Genomic DNA, 13,960 nt, shown 5'->3' with positions numbered 1-13,960 from the left:
TGATGAGGGACAAGCTTCGGCTCAGTCGGTTTTTTCGTAGACGGTGAGGACGCAGGCGCCGCCGAGACCGAGGTTGTGCTGCAAACCCCAGCGCGCGCCGTCGACCTGGCGCCGTTCGGCCTGGCCGCGCAACTGCCAGGTCAGCTCGGCGCATTGCGCCAGGCCGGTGGCGCCCAGCGGGTGGCCTTTCGACAGCAGGCCGCCGGAAGGATTGGTGACGATCTTGCCGCCATAGGTGTTGTCGCCATCGAGGATGAATTTCTCGGCGGTGCCGGGCGGCGTCAGTTGCAGCGCTTCGTAGCTGATCAGTTCGTTGGCGGTGAAACAGTCGTGCAATTCGACCACCTGGATATCTTCCGGCCCGACGCCGGCCTCGGCATACGCGCGCTCCGCCGCGGCGGCCGCCATGCCGTAGCCCACCAGTTTGCGCATGTCGCCGCTGTCGAACGAATCGGGGCGGTCGGTGGTCATGGCCTGCGCCGCGATGGCGACGCCGGTGTCGAGATGGAACCAGCGCGCGAAACGTTTGGAGCACAGCACCGCCGCCGCCGCGCCGCAGGTCGGCGGACAGCATTGCAGGCGCGTCAGCAAACCGAACACGGTCGGCGAAGCCATGACTTCTTCCAACGTCACCGGCGTGCGGAATACTGCGTAGGGATTGTTGGCTGCATGCCGGCGCGCCTTCACCGAAATGCGTCCGAAGGTTTCCGGTGCGATGCCGTATTGATCCAGATAATCCTGGCCCGCGCCGCCAAAGAATTGCGGCGCGCGCGGCAGCTCCGGGTCATAGCCGCGGTTGCTTGCCATGGTGTCGAGGAAGCGCTGCAACGGCGCCGGCCGGTCGGTGTAAATGGTTCGCAGCGGCCCCGGCATCATCTGCTCCACGCCGACCACCAGCGCGCAATCGATGGCGCCGCTGGCGATTGCCTGGCGCGCCAGGAACAAGGCGGTGGAACCGGTCGCGCAATTGTTGTTGACGTTGATGATGGGCAGGCCGCTCAGGCCGACTTCGTAGAGCATCGCCTGGCCGACGGTGGAGTCGCCGTACACATATCCTGCGTAGGCTTGTTCGATCGCGTCGTACCGAATGCCGGCGTCGGCGAGCGCGGCGCGCGCGGCGGCCGCGCCCATTTCCACATACGACGCACTGGTACTTGGCTTTGCAAACGGCACCATGCCGACACCAGTGACAAAGACTCTTTCGCTCATTGCCGCCTCCAGGCCCCTTTTGAAGGTTTTAAGCTGCGTCAAAACAGAATTTTTGTTCGCGTGTACAGTAGGCGAACGCGTGTTCGAAAATAATGCGGAATGCTATTTGACTCCATTCATACTACTTAGTATATTAAGATGAAGTCAATATCAGTAAAGCCGCTCTACAACAGACTTATCGCCGAGCCTTCGGCGCAATGGAGAGACGATGGCGATTATCTGGGAACCTTCCCTTGATCCGGATGCAAGCAAGTGGCGCGATATTGCGCACCGCCTTGCCCATGATCAGCTGGCGCCGCGTGCTGCAGCCATCGATCGCGACCAGCGCTATCCCCACGAAAATGTTGAAGCCCTCCATGAGAGCGGCATCGCATCCATGTTCATCCCGAAAGACTACGGCGGCGGCGGCGCTTCACTGACCGCGTTCTGCGCCGTGATCGAAGAACTGGCGCAAGCCTGTGCCTCCACCAGCGGCATCGTCGCCACGCTGCAGCTGGGCGCAATGCCATTGCTGCGCGCCGGCACCACCGGCCAGAAAGATACCTACATCCGCGCCATGGTGGCCGGACGCAAATCGATTTCATTCGCGCTCAGCGAACGCGAAGCCGGCTCTGATCCGTCCAACATGCAAACCGTCGCCACAGCGGAGAACAGAGGCTGGCGACTGCGCGGCGAGAAACGCTGGATCGGCGGCGGCGGCGAGTGCGCATACTACGTGGTATTTGCGCAAACGGAACCGGGCGCAGGCCGGCGCGGTATCGCCGCCTTCATGGTCGCAGCCGATGCCGAAGGCGTGCGCGACGACGCGCGCGAAGACAAGATGGGCATGCGCGGCACCGTCAACAGCACCGTCGTGCTCGACACCTGGGTCGCCGCCGACTGCATGATCGCCGCACCGGGCAAAGCGCTCAGGCTGGCGCTCGAAGCGCTCAACGTCGGACGTGTCGTGGTGGCCGCGCAATCGAACGGCATCGCACGCGCCGCATATGACGCTGCGGCGCGCCGGGCGGCGGTTCGCACCACCTTCGGCCAGCGTCTTCTCGATCATCAGGGCATAGGTTTCAAACTTGCAGATGTCGCAACCCGGTTATCCGCAGGTAGAATGCTTGCATACGAAACCGCCCGCAGTTTTGATACTGGTCAGGATGTCGCGCTTATCGGCGCCCAAGCGAAGTTATTCTGTAGCGAGGCTGCTCACGATGCAGTCGATATCGGTGTACAGGTATTTGGCGGAGAAGGTTTCGTGAAGCCTTCGCTCGTCGAGCGTCTTTATCGTGATCAACGCGCTACCGAAATTTATGAAGGTACTTCGGAGATCCAGAGACTGGTGCTCGCACGGGCGATTCAAGCCGAGTTCAATAACGAGGAGCAAGCATAATGAAGGTCGACACAGTACGTCCCACATCGACGAACAATGAATTTGCCGGAGACGATTCGGACCCGCGCAGCGAGATTCTCGACGCTGCCGCGCTGGCATTCATGACAAAAGGTTATGCCGCTACCAGCATTGACGATGTCGCCGATATCCTCAGCGCCACCAAGGGCAAGATCTACCACCACTACCGCAAGAAAGCCGACCTGTTCTTCGACGTGCACAAGCGCGGCATGGAAATGGACCTGGCCGCCGTGCAGGGTGCTGCATCTGGCTCCCACGCCCGCGCCATTGACAAGCTGCGCGCCATGACACTGGCGCACATCACCGTGATCATGGATCACCTGCCCTACCAGCGCGTCGCGGTGCAGGGCCTGGAAATGCATCTGGCCGGTGAAACCACCGCCGCCCAGCGCGAAGTGCTGTCGGAAATCCTGGTGCTGCGCGATCAGTACGAGAACCTGTTCCGCGACACCATCCGCCAGGTCATGAGCGAAGGCCATGCACCCGACCAGGACCTGCAGATCGTCGTGAAGGCCTTCTTCGGCGCACTGAACTGGACCACCATCTGGTTCCGTCCGCGCGTCGACCAGACCGAAGAAGAAAAGCTGGCAGTCGCCAATTCCATTTCCACCTTTGCGATTCGCGGCCTCGGCGCGGAGCAATAACCATGCTCTCCGGTGCGCCGATCACCGCCGCGCCCTTGCATCTCGACCCTGCCGAACGCTGGGATCGCGCCAGGCTGGAAGCATTCCAGCTGGCGCAATTGCGCGTGCAGCTGGCGCGGCTTGCCAGGGACAGCGCGTACTACGCGCCGCTGTTCCGGCAGCTGGACTGGAACGTCGGCGAGCTGCGCTCGCTGGCTGACCTGAGCAAACTTCCATTTACCACCAAACCTGATTACATCAACACGATCGGCCCGCAAGCGCCGTTCGGCAAATTCATGACCGTGCCGCAGGACGAGGTGCGGCGCATGCACTTTTCCTCCGGCACGACTTCTGCGCCGTCGCCGCAGTTCTGGAGCGAACACGACCTCGATCGCTGGGCCGGCCTGTATGCACGCCACGCGCGCGCGCAGGATATCGGCCGCGGCGACATCGTGCAGTGCATGTTCAGCTACACCTGGTTCGTTGGCGGCCTCGGCGCCACTGCGGGCTATCAGCGCGCCGGCGCCATGGTGATTCCGGCCGGCAGCCAGGACACCGAACGCCAGATCGACACCCTGTTCACCTACGGCAGCACGGTGCTGTGCGGCACACCGTCCTTCATCACCCATCTCGCCGAAGAAGTGCGCAAGCGCGGCCGCGACCCCGCTACCTCGACCGTGCGCCGCATCATGATGGGTGGCGAGCCGGGCGCCAGCATTCCCGCCACCCGCCGCCGCATCGAAGCGCTGTGGGGTGCACGCGCCTACGACGCCTACGGTTGCCTTGAATTCCAACCCATCGCCGGCGACTGCACCGCGCAGGCCGGACCGCACCTGGCGGAAGATTTCGCCTACGCCGAAGTGGTCGACGCCGAAACCGGCGCCGCCGTCGCCGACGGCACGCCGGGCGTGCTGGTGCTGACCCATCTCGACAAACAGGCCGGTCCGCTGGTCCGCTGGTGGACCGGCGACATCGTGGTGCGCGACGCCACTCCCTGCAGCTGCGGCCGCACGCATGCACGCCTGACCGGCGGCGTGCGCGGCCGTGCCGACGACATGCTGGTGGTACGCGGCGTCAACGTCTTCCCATCGGCGGTGGAAGAACTGGTGCGCGCCACGCCCGGCCTCGGGGATGAATATCAGCTCGTGATCAATGCCTCGGTGCATGACGCCGCTGGCTTCATGAAATCCATCCACGTGCGCGTGGAACAGATCGATACGTCGGCCGACGCCGCACGGCTGGCGGCGCAACTGGTACAGGAAATCAAACAGCGCCTGCAAGTCGGCGCGCACGTCGAAGTGCTGCCGCAGGGCACGCTCGCGCGCAGCACCCACAAGGCAAAACGCGTCATCAGGGAATAACGGGAAGAGCAGCTGATCCGGTAGCAAAAACACCATCGGCGCAGGCCATCCTGTCGCCAGGGAGGAGCGGACATGCAAAGCATCGTCACCGTGGAACGCAGCGGCGCCGTCGCCTGCGTCACCATGAACCAGCCCGAGCGCCGCAACGCACTGGCGCCGGAAATGCGTGAGGCGCTCACCGAAACGCTCGAACGACTGGCCGGGGACATCGATTGCCGCGCCATCATTCTGGCCGGCAGCGATCGCAGTTTCTGCGCAGGCGGCGATTTATCCAGCCTGCCCGCCGGCGACACCCTGGCCAGCCGCAAGCGCATGACGCTGGCGCACCGCCTGCTGCGCACCATCACCGACATGTCCAAGCCGCTGATCGCCGCCGTCGATGGCACCGCCTTCGGCGCCGGCATGGGACTGGCGCTGGCCTGCGACTACGTGCTGTGCAGCGAACGCGCGCGTTTCTGCACTGCGTACTCCAACGTCGGCCTGATGGCGGACATGGGCCTGCTATGGTCGCTGCCGCAACGCGTCAGCACCGGCCAGGTGCGCCGGCTGCTCTACACCAGCGCCGTGGTCGACGGCGAAGAAGCGTTGCACCTGGGTCTCGCCGATCAGCTGGTGCGCAGCGACGAATTGCAGCAGGCTGCGTTCGACCTGGCCGTCCAGTTCGCCGCCGCCCCGCCGCTCGCCGTCGGCCTCACCAAGGCCGCACTCGCGCGTCTGCCGGGCTCGCTCGACACCGTCATGGGGCTGGAACTGGATGGCCAGCTGCAATTGTTTTCCAGTGCAGATTTCACGGAAGGGCGGCATGCCTTTCTGGAAAAAAGACGGCCGCATTTTCAGGGCCGCTGAGTGATTGAAGGAATGGATCGATACGTACCTGCGGGTATCCGCGGAGACAGATAGGATGCTGGACTTCACCAACGAGGAAATCATGAAAAGATCAGTTGCCGCCTTTACCTGTGCCGGCGCCGCCGCCGGCGCGCTGATGCTTGCCCCCGCAGCGGTCAATGCGCAGGCGCAGGCCCGTGAAAAGGTCACCATCGCCATCGGTACCGACGTGCTGGACGCCTCGCAGGTCAACAATACCTCGCTGCCGATCTACACCAAGTGCTGGGAAAACGCCGGCCTCGACGTCACGCTGCAACCGACCAACTCCACCACCGCCATGCAGGCCGTGCTGACCGGCCAGGCCGACATGGTCAACATGGGGCCCGCTGCCGCCATCATCGCGCGCACCAAGGGTGCTCCGATCAAGGCGGTGTACCTCAACATGCGCCACAACTTCCAGTTCCCGGTGGTGCTGGATTCGTCGCCGGTCAAGACGCTCGCCGACTTCAAGGGCAAAACCATCGGCGTGCTGTCCTACGGCTCGCAGATGGTGCAGATCTTCAAGGGCATGCTGACCGAAGCCGGCCTCAATCCTGACAAGGATGTGACGTTTGTGGAAACCGGCTCCGGCGCGCAAGCCGTGACGGCGCTGTCGAAAGGCCGCGTCGACATCTGGGGCACCTGGGACTCGCAGATCGCCACGGCGGAAAACATGGGCCTGAAGCTGCGCCGCTTCTCCTCGCCGTTCGCCGAGAAGCTCAACTTCGGCGGCTCCTACTTCGTGCGCGACGACATGATCGCCAAGCGTCCGCAGACCATCGAGAAAGTCTTGCGCTGCGTGGCCATGGGTTCGGTGACGGCACTAGCCAACCCGCAGGGATCGCTGAAAGTGCACTGGAAAGTATTCCCGCTGACCAAACCCTCCAGCCTCGACGATGCCACTGCGATCAGGCAGGGTCTGCACATCATCCAGACGCGCGGCGAATTCCTCAAGCTGGAACCGGGCGTCAAGTGGGGTGAAATTCCGATCAGTGCGGTCGCCAACATGGTGGCGTTCATGAAGGCCAACAACATCATCCAGACCAGCCCGAAACTGGAAGACCTTTACACCAACCAGTTCATCCCGGCGATCAACAACTTCGACACCGCCAAGGTGGTGGCGGCAGCCAAGGCGCTGCCGCAATAAGAATGATGCGCGTCAGGCCGGGACGGTGTTCCGGCCGGGCGCGGTCAACTGTTCCAACGTCCCCAGCCACTGTATCGCCATCTCGCGGCCATCGCCGCACATCTCCACCGACGCCTGCAATCCCCCGCAGCAGGCAGGCCGCTCCGGCCGGCCGAAAATCGCACAGCGCAAGTCATCCATCAGTTGCACGCAAGGCACGCCCGCGGGCTTGCCGTCCGGCATGCCTGGAATCGGGCTCGAGATGGAAGGCGCGGTACAGCATGCGCCGCAATTGGGACGGCAGTTCATGACGATGAGAACAAACGAGAGAAGACGAGAAGGGACGTATTCTACCCTCCCCCTCCCCCCGCGCAGCATCGCCGAGCGGGGCACGGCGTTTGGACCGATAATTGGCAGGCAGCCGGCATCGGGTGCGCATAAAAAATAAACAGGGAAGGCGCATGACGCAAGATCTGAACGACCTCTATTACTTCGCGCAGGTGGTGGACCATCGCGGCTTCGCCGCGGCCGGTCGCGCGCTGGGCATTCCCAAATCGAAACTGAGCCGGCGCATCGCCCAGCTGGAAGAACGCCTCGGCGCGCGCCTGATCCAGCGCTCCACGCGCAGCCTGTCGGTAACGGAAATCGGGCAAAGCTATTACGAGCACTGCAAGGCGATGCTGGTCGAAGCCGAAGCGGCGCAAGAAGCCGTCGAACGCAACCGCGCCGAGCCGCAAGGCACAGTGCGGCTGACCTGCCCGGTGGCGTTGCTGCACGGTCGCGTGGGGGTCATGCTGGCGGACTTCCTGATTGAACACCCGCGCGTGACCTTGCAGGTGGAGTCGACCAACCGGCGCGTCGACGTCATCAACGAAGGCGTCGACATTGCGCTGCGCGTATTGTTGCCGCCCTTGCAGGACAGCGATCTGGTGCTGAAGATTTTTGGCGTGCGCCACTGGTGCCTGGCCGCCAGTCCGGCGCTGCTGGAAAAATGCCGCGTCCCTGAAGTGCCCGCCGACCTGCACCGCTTCCCCAGCATGAGCCTGGCGATCCCGGTAGAGCAGCATGTCTGGCATCTGGAAAACGCCGACGGCGAAACTGCATCGATCCGTCACACGCCGCGCCTGATGACCGACGACGCCACCGCCCTCAAGCGTGCAGCCGTGGCGGGCGCCGGCATCGTCTATCTGCCGACCATGGTGGTCATCGATGAATTGCGCAGCGGCGCATTGGTGAAGGTCTTGCCGGAATGGGCGCCGAAGTCCGGCATCATCCACGCCGTGTACTCCTCACGGCGCTTCCTGTTGCCGTCGGTGCGGCAGCTGATTGATTTTCTTGCCAGGCGTTTTGACGCGCTGGAAGACTACTAGAATTCATAGCATCAACAGGTGTGAGACGCGCTATTGATGAAGCACGGCGCTGCCGGCGTCCAGCGGTTCTCCGCTCAGCAGCAACGCCGTGGTGTCGGCACGCGTTTCCAGCAACAGGCCTGCCCCCGGGCGATCCAGCATCACGACTTCACCGCCGAGCGCCGCATGGTCGCCGTTGATCAGCACCGATCCGCTCAGGATCGCCAGCAATACCGTGCGTCCTTCGACGGCCTGGAATTCGCTCATGCAGCGTGAATTCAATTGCAGCTCCCACACATCGAAGGCCGACGCCGTCGGCATCGCGCCACGCCGGCTCAGGCAATCGCCGGCGATCACGCGGATGCTGCCGGCGCCGTCGGGCAAGGCGATGGAAGGAATCCTGTCGGCCGCGACAATTTTTCCAGAGCAAGGCTGCAACGCCGATGCCGGCACATCGATCCACAACTGCAGCACCTGCGGCGACGCTTCACGCGCGTTGACGCGGCCGGCTGCCGCACGAAAACTTCCTGCGTCGTGCTCGCCGGTCACGCTGCGCCAGTGCACGTCGCCGGCGTTGAGGACCTGTTTCGTTCCGTCGGCGCCGACAAGGTCCAGCCGTCCCTGTTGCACCATGGTCAGCACTTTGCAGCTGCGGTATGACTGCTGCGCACAGGCATCGGGCGCACCGGTTTCGGCCGAACCGACATGATCGAGCAGCAGGAAGGGACTGACGTGCTGTCCCAGCATGCGCTTGGAGAACAGCGTACGCGCGAGCAAGCCGTCGCCGATACGATGCTGCCGGGAGCTGCGATAGATACCGAGGATTTTTTTCATGACAAGCGCCGGTTCCGAACTGCGAACCGGCGTTTCCGATGATCCGCCGGCAAGACCGGAAGGCGGGGTTCGACCGGTCTTGCCAGCGCTGGAAATGTGCACGGCGATCAGGCGCCGCCGTTGATGTCTGCACCGCCGTGCTGGCGAGCCTGCTTCAGCTCTTCAACAACAGCCTGGCGCGACACGGTCGACTTGTGCGCGACTTCGGCCGGATACACGTCGTTGTTGATGATCTCGCCGTTGGCGCGCGCCTGCTTCAGCTCTTCGATCACTTCAGCGCGGGTCTTGTGCGACACGAATTGGGTTTCAGGAGGATAGGCTTGTTCGGCCATGGCGCTACCTGCGATGGAGAGGAAAAGCAGGCCGCCGGCGATTTTCTTGATGTTCATGATGACTCCTTGGTGAGGTGGTGACTTGCCGCACGGCTTCTCGTGAAAGCTGGCGGCGGAAATCGGAAATGCTTGTCGTTGCAGGGTAGTACGGATCTGCGCCCTCGATTAGCGCAGGTACAGTGTTTCGGTGTAAGTCAGCGGTTCGTGGCGTGCCAGCTTTTGCTGGATTTCCTGACGCTTGACCGAGGCCTTCGACGGTGTCTTGACGCTTTGACGGACATCGGCCTGCTGCGCTTGCGCGGTGTCGGCAGGTTCGTTGGCGGCCAGGGCGCTGCCGGCAGCGACGGTGCCGGCGACGGCGATCAGCAGGACGGCGGCGGTAAGTTTCAGGACGCTGCGGTCCAGACGTGCGGTTGTGGTGTTCATGGTGATGCTCCTTGTTTGCATTGTGTGCGTTGTTTGCGTTGTGCTTGTGGCAACGAAGCGTTCGAAGCCTTCCGGTCAAAGCGCAGCGGCGTTTGCTGATGCGGTGTGCAAGTGCGACTGCTTGGACTGAAGTGTAGGTTTTGCGTTGAAAGCGCACTAGGAGGCAAATTCCGGATTCATCGTTCCATCAATAGAACAATCAAGTCCCTTGAATCCGCCCATTCCGCCCCGACTTCGGGGAGCGCCATAGCCGGCATGCCGCACGGGGGCTCCGCGGGAGGTATATGGATATCTGTTTATCTTCGTTATCAAGCGAGTTTTGCTGCCAGATAATCGGCGCTTGCTGGTGTGGACTTGCTTCGTCGCAAGGTCCGCGCGCAACCCGATCATTACGAAGAGACAACCATGACCCACGCATCACCTCCGCCATCGTTCGACGCCTTGCTGGCGCGTTTTGAACCCATCTTCACGCGCATCGCAGAAGGCAGCATTGACCGTGAGAACGACCGCGAACTGCCGTACGAAGCCGTGCAATGGCTCAAGGACGCCGGCTTCACATCGCTGCGCGTGCCGGTCGAACACGGCGGCAGCGGCGTCACGCTGCCGCAGTTTTTCAGCCTGCTGATCCGCCTGGCGGAAGCGGAATCGAATCTGCCGCAGATCCTGCGCGTGAACGCCGGCTTCACTGAACTGCTGCTTGAGCGCAAGGATGACGAAGATACGCGTCACTGGCTCGGCGTGATCGGCAAGGGCGAGACCTTCGGCGCGGCCGTCTCGGAGCGCACAGGCACCACGGGCAACTCGGTCACCGTCACGCCGGATCCGGACAAACGCCCCGATCACTTCCTGCTGAACGGCGAAAAGTATTATTCGACCGGTACGCTGTACGCCGACTGGATCCTGGTGCGTGCGCACGACGACGAATCCGACCTCAATGTGCTGATCCGCAGCGACACGCCGGGCGTAACGCGCGTGGATGACTGGGACGGTTTCGGCCAGCGCCTGACCGGCAGCGGCACCACGCGCTTCGACAAAGTGCTGGTCACGCAACAGCAGATCCTGGATCGCTATCACGTCTCGCAACCGCGTCGCAACACCATCATCACCGCGTTTTACCAGACCGTGCACCTGGCCACGCTGGCCGGCATCGCCCGCGCCGTACAACGCGATGCGGTGGCGTTCACGCAGGCGCGCACGCGCACCTTCGGCATACCGGGACAATCCAGCCCGCGCGAAAATCCGCTGGTGCACCGTGTAGTCGGTCGCCTCGCCAGCCTGGCCTGGTCGGCGGAACAGCTGGTCAACGCCGTTGCCAACGCCATCCACACCGTGCATCAGGCGCGCCTGGCCGACGCCGCCAGACCCGAGGACTACATTGCGCTCGACGTGCAGACCTTCCAGGCCCAGCAGGTCATCATCGGCCAGGTGCTGGAAGCCGCCACGCTGCTGTTCGAAGTCGGCGGCGCCTCCGCCACCAGCGACAAGCGCCGGCTGGACCGCCACTGGCGAAATGCCCGCACGCTGGCATCGCACAATCCGGCGACGCAACGTGAAGCCGCCATTGGCGACTACCACCTCAACGACAATCCGCCCAGCGAACGTTTTGGAGTGTCGTATGCGTAATCACCTCTTCCACCGACTCCTCGGCGCGTTCATTTCCGCGCTCGCGCTGAGTGGCATTGCGCTGCTCACAGGACAAGCATCGGCGGCGCCGCAAAAACCGGAACTGCGCGTAGGTTTCGTCCCCGGCCCTTACATTGATGAATTCAAGATCGGCGTGCAACCCGAGCTGGAGAAAAAAGGCTACAAGATCAGGTACTACGAATTCAGCACCGGCCTTGAAGCCAACAGCGCGGTGTTCAAGGGCGACATCGACGCCAACGTGATGCAGCACTCGGTGTTCCTGAAGTCGTACAACGACCGCAACAAGACCGACCTGGTCGGCATCGTGCAGGTACCGACGCCGCCGATGGGCCTGTATTCGAAGAAGCACCGCAGTCTCGACGGTCTCAGGAAAGGCTTCACCGTCGCCGTGCCGAACGACCCGGTCAATCTGCAACGCGCGCTGTGGATATTGCAGCGCCTGGGCTGGATCAGGATCAAGGAGAACGCCAATCCGGTCGACGTCACCGAACTCGACGTGGTCGAGAACAAGGCCGGCCTGAAACTCGTGCTGCTGGAAAATGCCCAGGGGCCGCGTGCGCTGGACGATGCCGACTTCGCCGCGATCCAGGGCAACTTCGCCATCTTCGCCAAACTCAAGCTGTCGGAAGCCTTCATCCTGGAAGACATGACGCCGGCCTACATCAACGTGCTGGCAGTCAGGAAGACGCGGCAATCGGACCAATATGCCCGCGACATCGTCGAGGCCTATCGCTCCGACACCTTCCAGAACGCGATCCGCGCCGATCGTTTCTATGACGGTTTCCGCCTGCCCGATTATTTCAAGGCCAAATAGGCCCCGACCGCTCTGATCTCCGGCGCCCGTCATCCGGTTGACGGGCGAGCGGGTCAAGCAGCGTCGGCGATGCTCTTGCGTCCTCCCGGACGCGCCAGTCCCAGATGTTCGCGCAGGGTCGTTCCTTCGTAGTCGCGCCGGAAGATGCCCCGCCGCTGCAGGAGGGGCACGACGCCGTCGGTGAAATCCTGCAGGCCGCTCGGCAGTGCATCGGGCATCAGATTGAACCCGTCGGCCGCACCGCCCTTGAACCAGTATTCGATGTCGTCGGCGATTTGTTCCGGCGTGCCGACCACGACACGGTGGCCGCCTCCGCCCGCCAGCGCATACACCAGCTGCCGCGCGGTATAGCCGTGTTGCCGCGCCTGCGCCAGGGTGGCGTTGAAGAAGGTGTGATTGCCGTTGCCGTTGTTGGGCAGCGCGATGTCGTCGGGCAGGCGCTCATCGAGCCTGATGCGTTCCGGCGCGACGCCAAGGATGCCGGCCAGGCGATTGATGCTGTAACTCCAAGGGATCATGTCGATCAGCTCGTTGCGCCGGCGGATCGCATCGGCCTCCGTGGCGCCGATGATGGTGGTCAATCCCGCCAGAATCTTGACGGCATGCGGCCCGCGTCCGTAGGCCGCCGCGCGCGCCTTGAGCTCGCGTCCGTAAGCCAGCGATTCCTCGAACGACTGCGACGCCGTAAACACCGCCTCGGCATGGCGTGCGGCGAGATCGCGGCCATCGGCGGAGCCGCCCGCCTGCACCAGCACCGGATGCCCTTGCGGCGTACGCGGCAAGTTGAGCGGACCGTGTACGGAAAAGTGCGTGCCGCGATGCGCGATCGGCTGCACCTTGGCGGTGTCGATGAAGCGGCCGCCGGCCTTGTCGCCGATCATTGCGCCGTCTTCCCAACTGTCCCACAAGGCCTTGACCACGTCGGTGAACTCGGCCGCGCGCGCATAGCGGGTGGCGTGATCGGGCACCGCGTCGCGACCGAAGTTGCGCGCCGAGCCGAGATCGGCGGTGGTGACAACGTTCCAGCCGGCGCGGCCCTGGCTGACGTGGTCCAGCGTGGCGAAACGGCGCGCGATGTTATACGGCTCGTTATAGCTGGTCGAGGCAGTACCAATCACGCCGATGTGCGTGGTCGCCGCAGCGACGCTGGCAAGCAGCACCGTCGGTTCCAGTGCGGTGATGGGCCGGAAATCGATCTGCTCGATGATGGCAGCGTTGTCGGCCAGGAAGACCGCATCGAATTTCGCGGCTTCGGCGATCTGCGCCACACGGATGTAATGGCCGACGTCGACGAAGGCATGGGGATCGGCCTCAGGCAAGCGCCAGGCCGAGGGGACGAAACCGGAATGCAGAATGTTGATGTTGAGATGCAGCTGTCGCCGGCGTGCGGATGTGTCGCTCATGGTGCGCTTCAGAAAGAAAATCAATCGATGATTCTCTTGCGCACGCCATGCCGCCGCCACGAATATATCCGCATATTCATATACCGCGTACGGTGCATCCGGGAATGAATTTGAAAGCAAGAACTCGTATTGCGCCGAGGGACAATTTTGGAATATACTGTATTTATGTACAGTATAATTCGACAACTAAGACATGAGGGAATCCGCCGCACCGAGGCGGAAGTGGCTGCCGACGCCGGTTTTGCCGGCATCGTGACGATGAGCATGGCCGGAACCACCCGCCAGATGACGCTGAGCGCGCCCGATACCGATATCGCGGGAGGCGTGGACGGTGCGGAAGGCCGGCCGGTGCTGTTGCTGTCGCCGCTGTATGAACCGCAATTGCTGAGCATGCATGCCGACGGCATGATCGTGCGCGGCTGGCAACGCGTGCTCAACGACCGCACCGGCAAGAACACGCCGGGTGCAACCTATTTGCAAGAGTGGGTGCTGACGCTGGTGGCGCAGCGGCCGGCGAACATGCGCGAACTGAACACCGTGATGGCGACGCCCTTGCAACTGGTGCAAGGCAATTGAGAT

Annotated in this window: 15 protein-coding genes; 9 read left to right on the top strand and 6 right to left on the bottom strand. The window is 63.1% G+C overall.

The features are described from left to right. Nucleotides 1-21 precede the first annotated feature (21 nt). Complete coding sequence (locus tag F506_RS01520; protein ID WP_053195029.1) at nucleotides 22-1,209, bottom strand: lipid-transfer protein; 1,188 nt, start codon at nucleotides 1,207-1,209, stop codon at nucleotides 22-24. Between the two features lie 208 nt (nucleotides 1,210-1,417). Between F506_RS01520 and F506_RS01515 the strand changes: the two genes are divergently transcribed. The 5 genes from F506_RS01515 to F506_RS01495 all read left to right on the top strand — a co-directional run bounded on the left by F506_RS01515 (nucleotide 1,418) and on the right by F506_RS01495 (nucleotide 6,600). Continuing rightward, on the top strand, nucleotides 1,418-2,587 hold the full coding sequence (locus F506_RS01515; RefSeq protein ID WP_053195028.1) for an acyl-CoA dehydrogenase family protein: 1,170 nt from the start codon (nucleotides 1,418-1,420) through the stop codon (nucleotides 2,585-2,587). Then, nucleotides 2,587-3,249, top strand: a complete 663-nt coding sequence (locus tag F506_RS01510; protein ID WP_053195027.1) for a TetR/AcrR family transcriptional regulator — start codon at nucleotides 2,587-2,589, stop codon at nucleotides 3,247-3,249. Before F506_RS01515 ends, F506_RS01510 begins: the two co-directional genes overlap by 1 nt. A 2-nt stretch (nucleotides 3,250-3,251) precedes the next feature. Then, complete coding sequence (locus F506_RS01505; RefSeq protein ID WP_053195026.1) at nucleotides 3,252-4,589, top strand: phenylacetate--CoA ligase family protein; 1,338 nt, start codon at nucleotides 3,252-3,254, stop codon at nucleotides 4,587-4,589. 72 nt (nucleotides 4,590-4,661) lie between these two features. Then, a complete protein-coding gene (locus tag F506_RS01500) occupies nucleotides 4,662-5,435 on the top strand; it encodes an enoyl-CoA hydratase/isomerase family protein (RefSeq protein ID WP_053195025.1) in 774 nt (257 codons plus the stop codon). Between the two features lie 82 nt (nucleotides 5,436-5,517). Then, entirely contained in the window at nucleotides 5,518-6,600 is a 1,083-nt protein-coding gene (locus tag F506_RS01495; protein WP_053201132.1) for an ABC transporter substrate-binding protein, read from the top strand. Nucleotides 6,601-6,612: 12 nt separating this feature from the next. Here F506_RS01495 and F506_RS23595 read toward each other — a convergent pair whose 3' ends face one another. Then, nucleotides 6,613-6,888 carry a YkgJ family cysteine cluster protein gene (locus F506_RS23595; RefSeq protein ID WP_083458195.1) on the bottom strand — a complete coding sequence of 92 codons (276 nt, stop codon included), beginning with the start codon at nucleotides 6,886-6,888 and terminating at the stop codon, nucleotides 6,613-6,615. Nucleotides 6,889-7,040: 152 nt separating this feature from the next. Here F506_RS23595 and F506_RS01485 point away from each other — a divergent pair, with 152 nt between their 5' ends. Beyond that, nucleotides 7,041-7,949 (top strand): LysR family transcriptional regulator, encoded by a 909-nt coding sequence (locus tag F506_RS01485; protein ID WP_053195023.1) that lies wholly within the window; start codon nucleotides 7,041-7,043, stop codon nucleotides 7,947-7,949. Nucleotides 7,950-7,979: 30 nt separating this feature from the next. Here F506_RS01485 and F506_RS01480 read toward each other — a convergent pair whose 3' ends face one another. The 3 genes from F506_RS01480 to F506_RS01470 form a co-directional block, all read right to left on the bottom strand. Then, nucleotides 7,980-8,762 (bottom strand): pirin family protein, encoded by a 783-nt coding sequence (locus F506_RS01480; protein WP_053195022.1) that lies wholly within the window; start codon nucleotides 8,760-8,762, stop codon nucleotides 7,980-7,982. Nucleotides 8,763-8,869: 107 nt separating this feature from the next. Further along, the gene (locus tag F506_RS01475; RefSeq protein ID WP_053195021.1) at nucleotides 8,870-9,151 is read right to left on the bottom strand and encodes a DUF4148 domain-containing protein; all 282 of its coding nucleotides are present in this window, start codon (nucleotides 9,149-9,151) and stop codon (nucleotides 8,870-8,872) included. Between the two features lie 108 nt (nucleotides 9,152-9,259). Next, nucleotides 9,260-9,520 (bottom strand): hypothetical protein, encoded by a 261-nt coding sequence (locus tag F506_RS01470; RefSeq protein WP_053195020.1) that lies wholly within the window; start codon nucleotides 9,518-9,520, stop codon nucleotides 9,260-9,262. A gap of 405 nt (nucleotides 9,521-9,925) precedes the next feature. Here F506_RS01470 and F506_RS01465 point away from each other — a divergent pair, with 405 nt between their 5' ends. Continuing rightward, nucleotides 9,926-11,143: an acyl-CoA dehydrogenase family protein gene (locus F506_RS01465; RefSeq protein ID WP_053195019.1), complete on the top strand. Its 1,218-nt coding sequence runs from the start codon at nucleotides 9,926-9,928 to the stop codon at nucleotides 11,141-11,143. Further along, a complete protein-coding gene (locus tag F506_RS01460; RefSeq protein ID WP_053195018.1) occupies nucleotides 11,136-11,978 on the top strand; it encodes a MetQ/NlpA family ABC transporter substrate-binding protein in 843 nt (280 codons plus the stop codon). The genes F506_RS01465 and F506_RS01460 overlap by 8 nt, the downstream gene beginning before the upstream one ends. Before the next feature lie 53 nt (nucleotides 11,979-12,031). Here the strand turns inward: F506_RS01460 and F506_RS01455 are convergent, their stop codons facing one another. Next, the gene (locus F506_RS01455) at nucleotides 12,032-13,381 is read right to left on the bottom strand and encodes an LLM class flavin-dependent oxidoreductase (RefSeq protein ID WP_053201130.1); all 1,350 of its coding nucleotides are present in this window, start codon (nucleotides 13,379-13,381) and stop codon (nucleotides 12,032-12,034) included. Nucleotides 13,382-13,603: 222 nt separating this feature from the next. Between F506_RS01455 and F506_RS01450 the strand changes: the two genes are divergently transcribed. Then, the gene (locus tag F506_RS01450; RefSeq protein WP_053195017.1) at nucleotides 13,604-13,957 is read left to right on the top strand and encodes a hypothetical protein; all 354 of its coding nucleotides are present in this window, start codon (nucleotides 13,604-13,606) and stop codon (nucleotides 13,955-13,957) included. The last annotated feature ends 3 nt before the right edge of the window (nucleotides 13,958-13,960 follow it).

This window comes from Herbaspirillum hiltneri N3 (genome assembly GCF_001267925.1).
Taxonomy (GTDB): domain Bacteria; phylum Pseudomonadota; class Gammaproteobacteria; order Burkholderiales; family Burkholderiaceae_D; genus Herbaspirillum; species Herbaspirillum hiltneri.
This window is presented reverse-complemented; position numbering and strand designations above follow the sequence as displayed.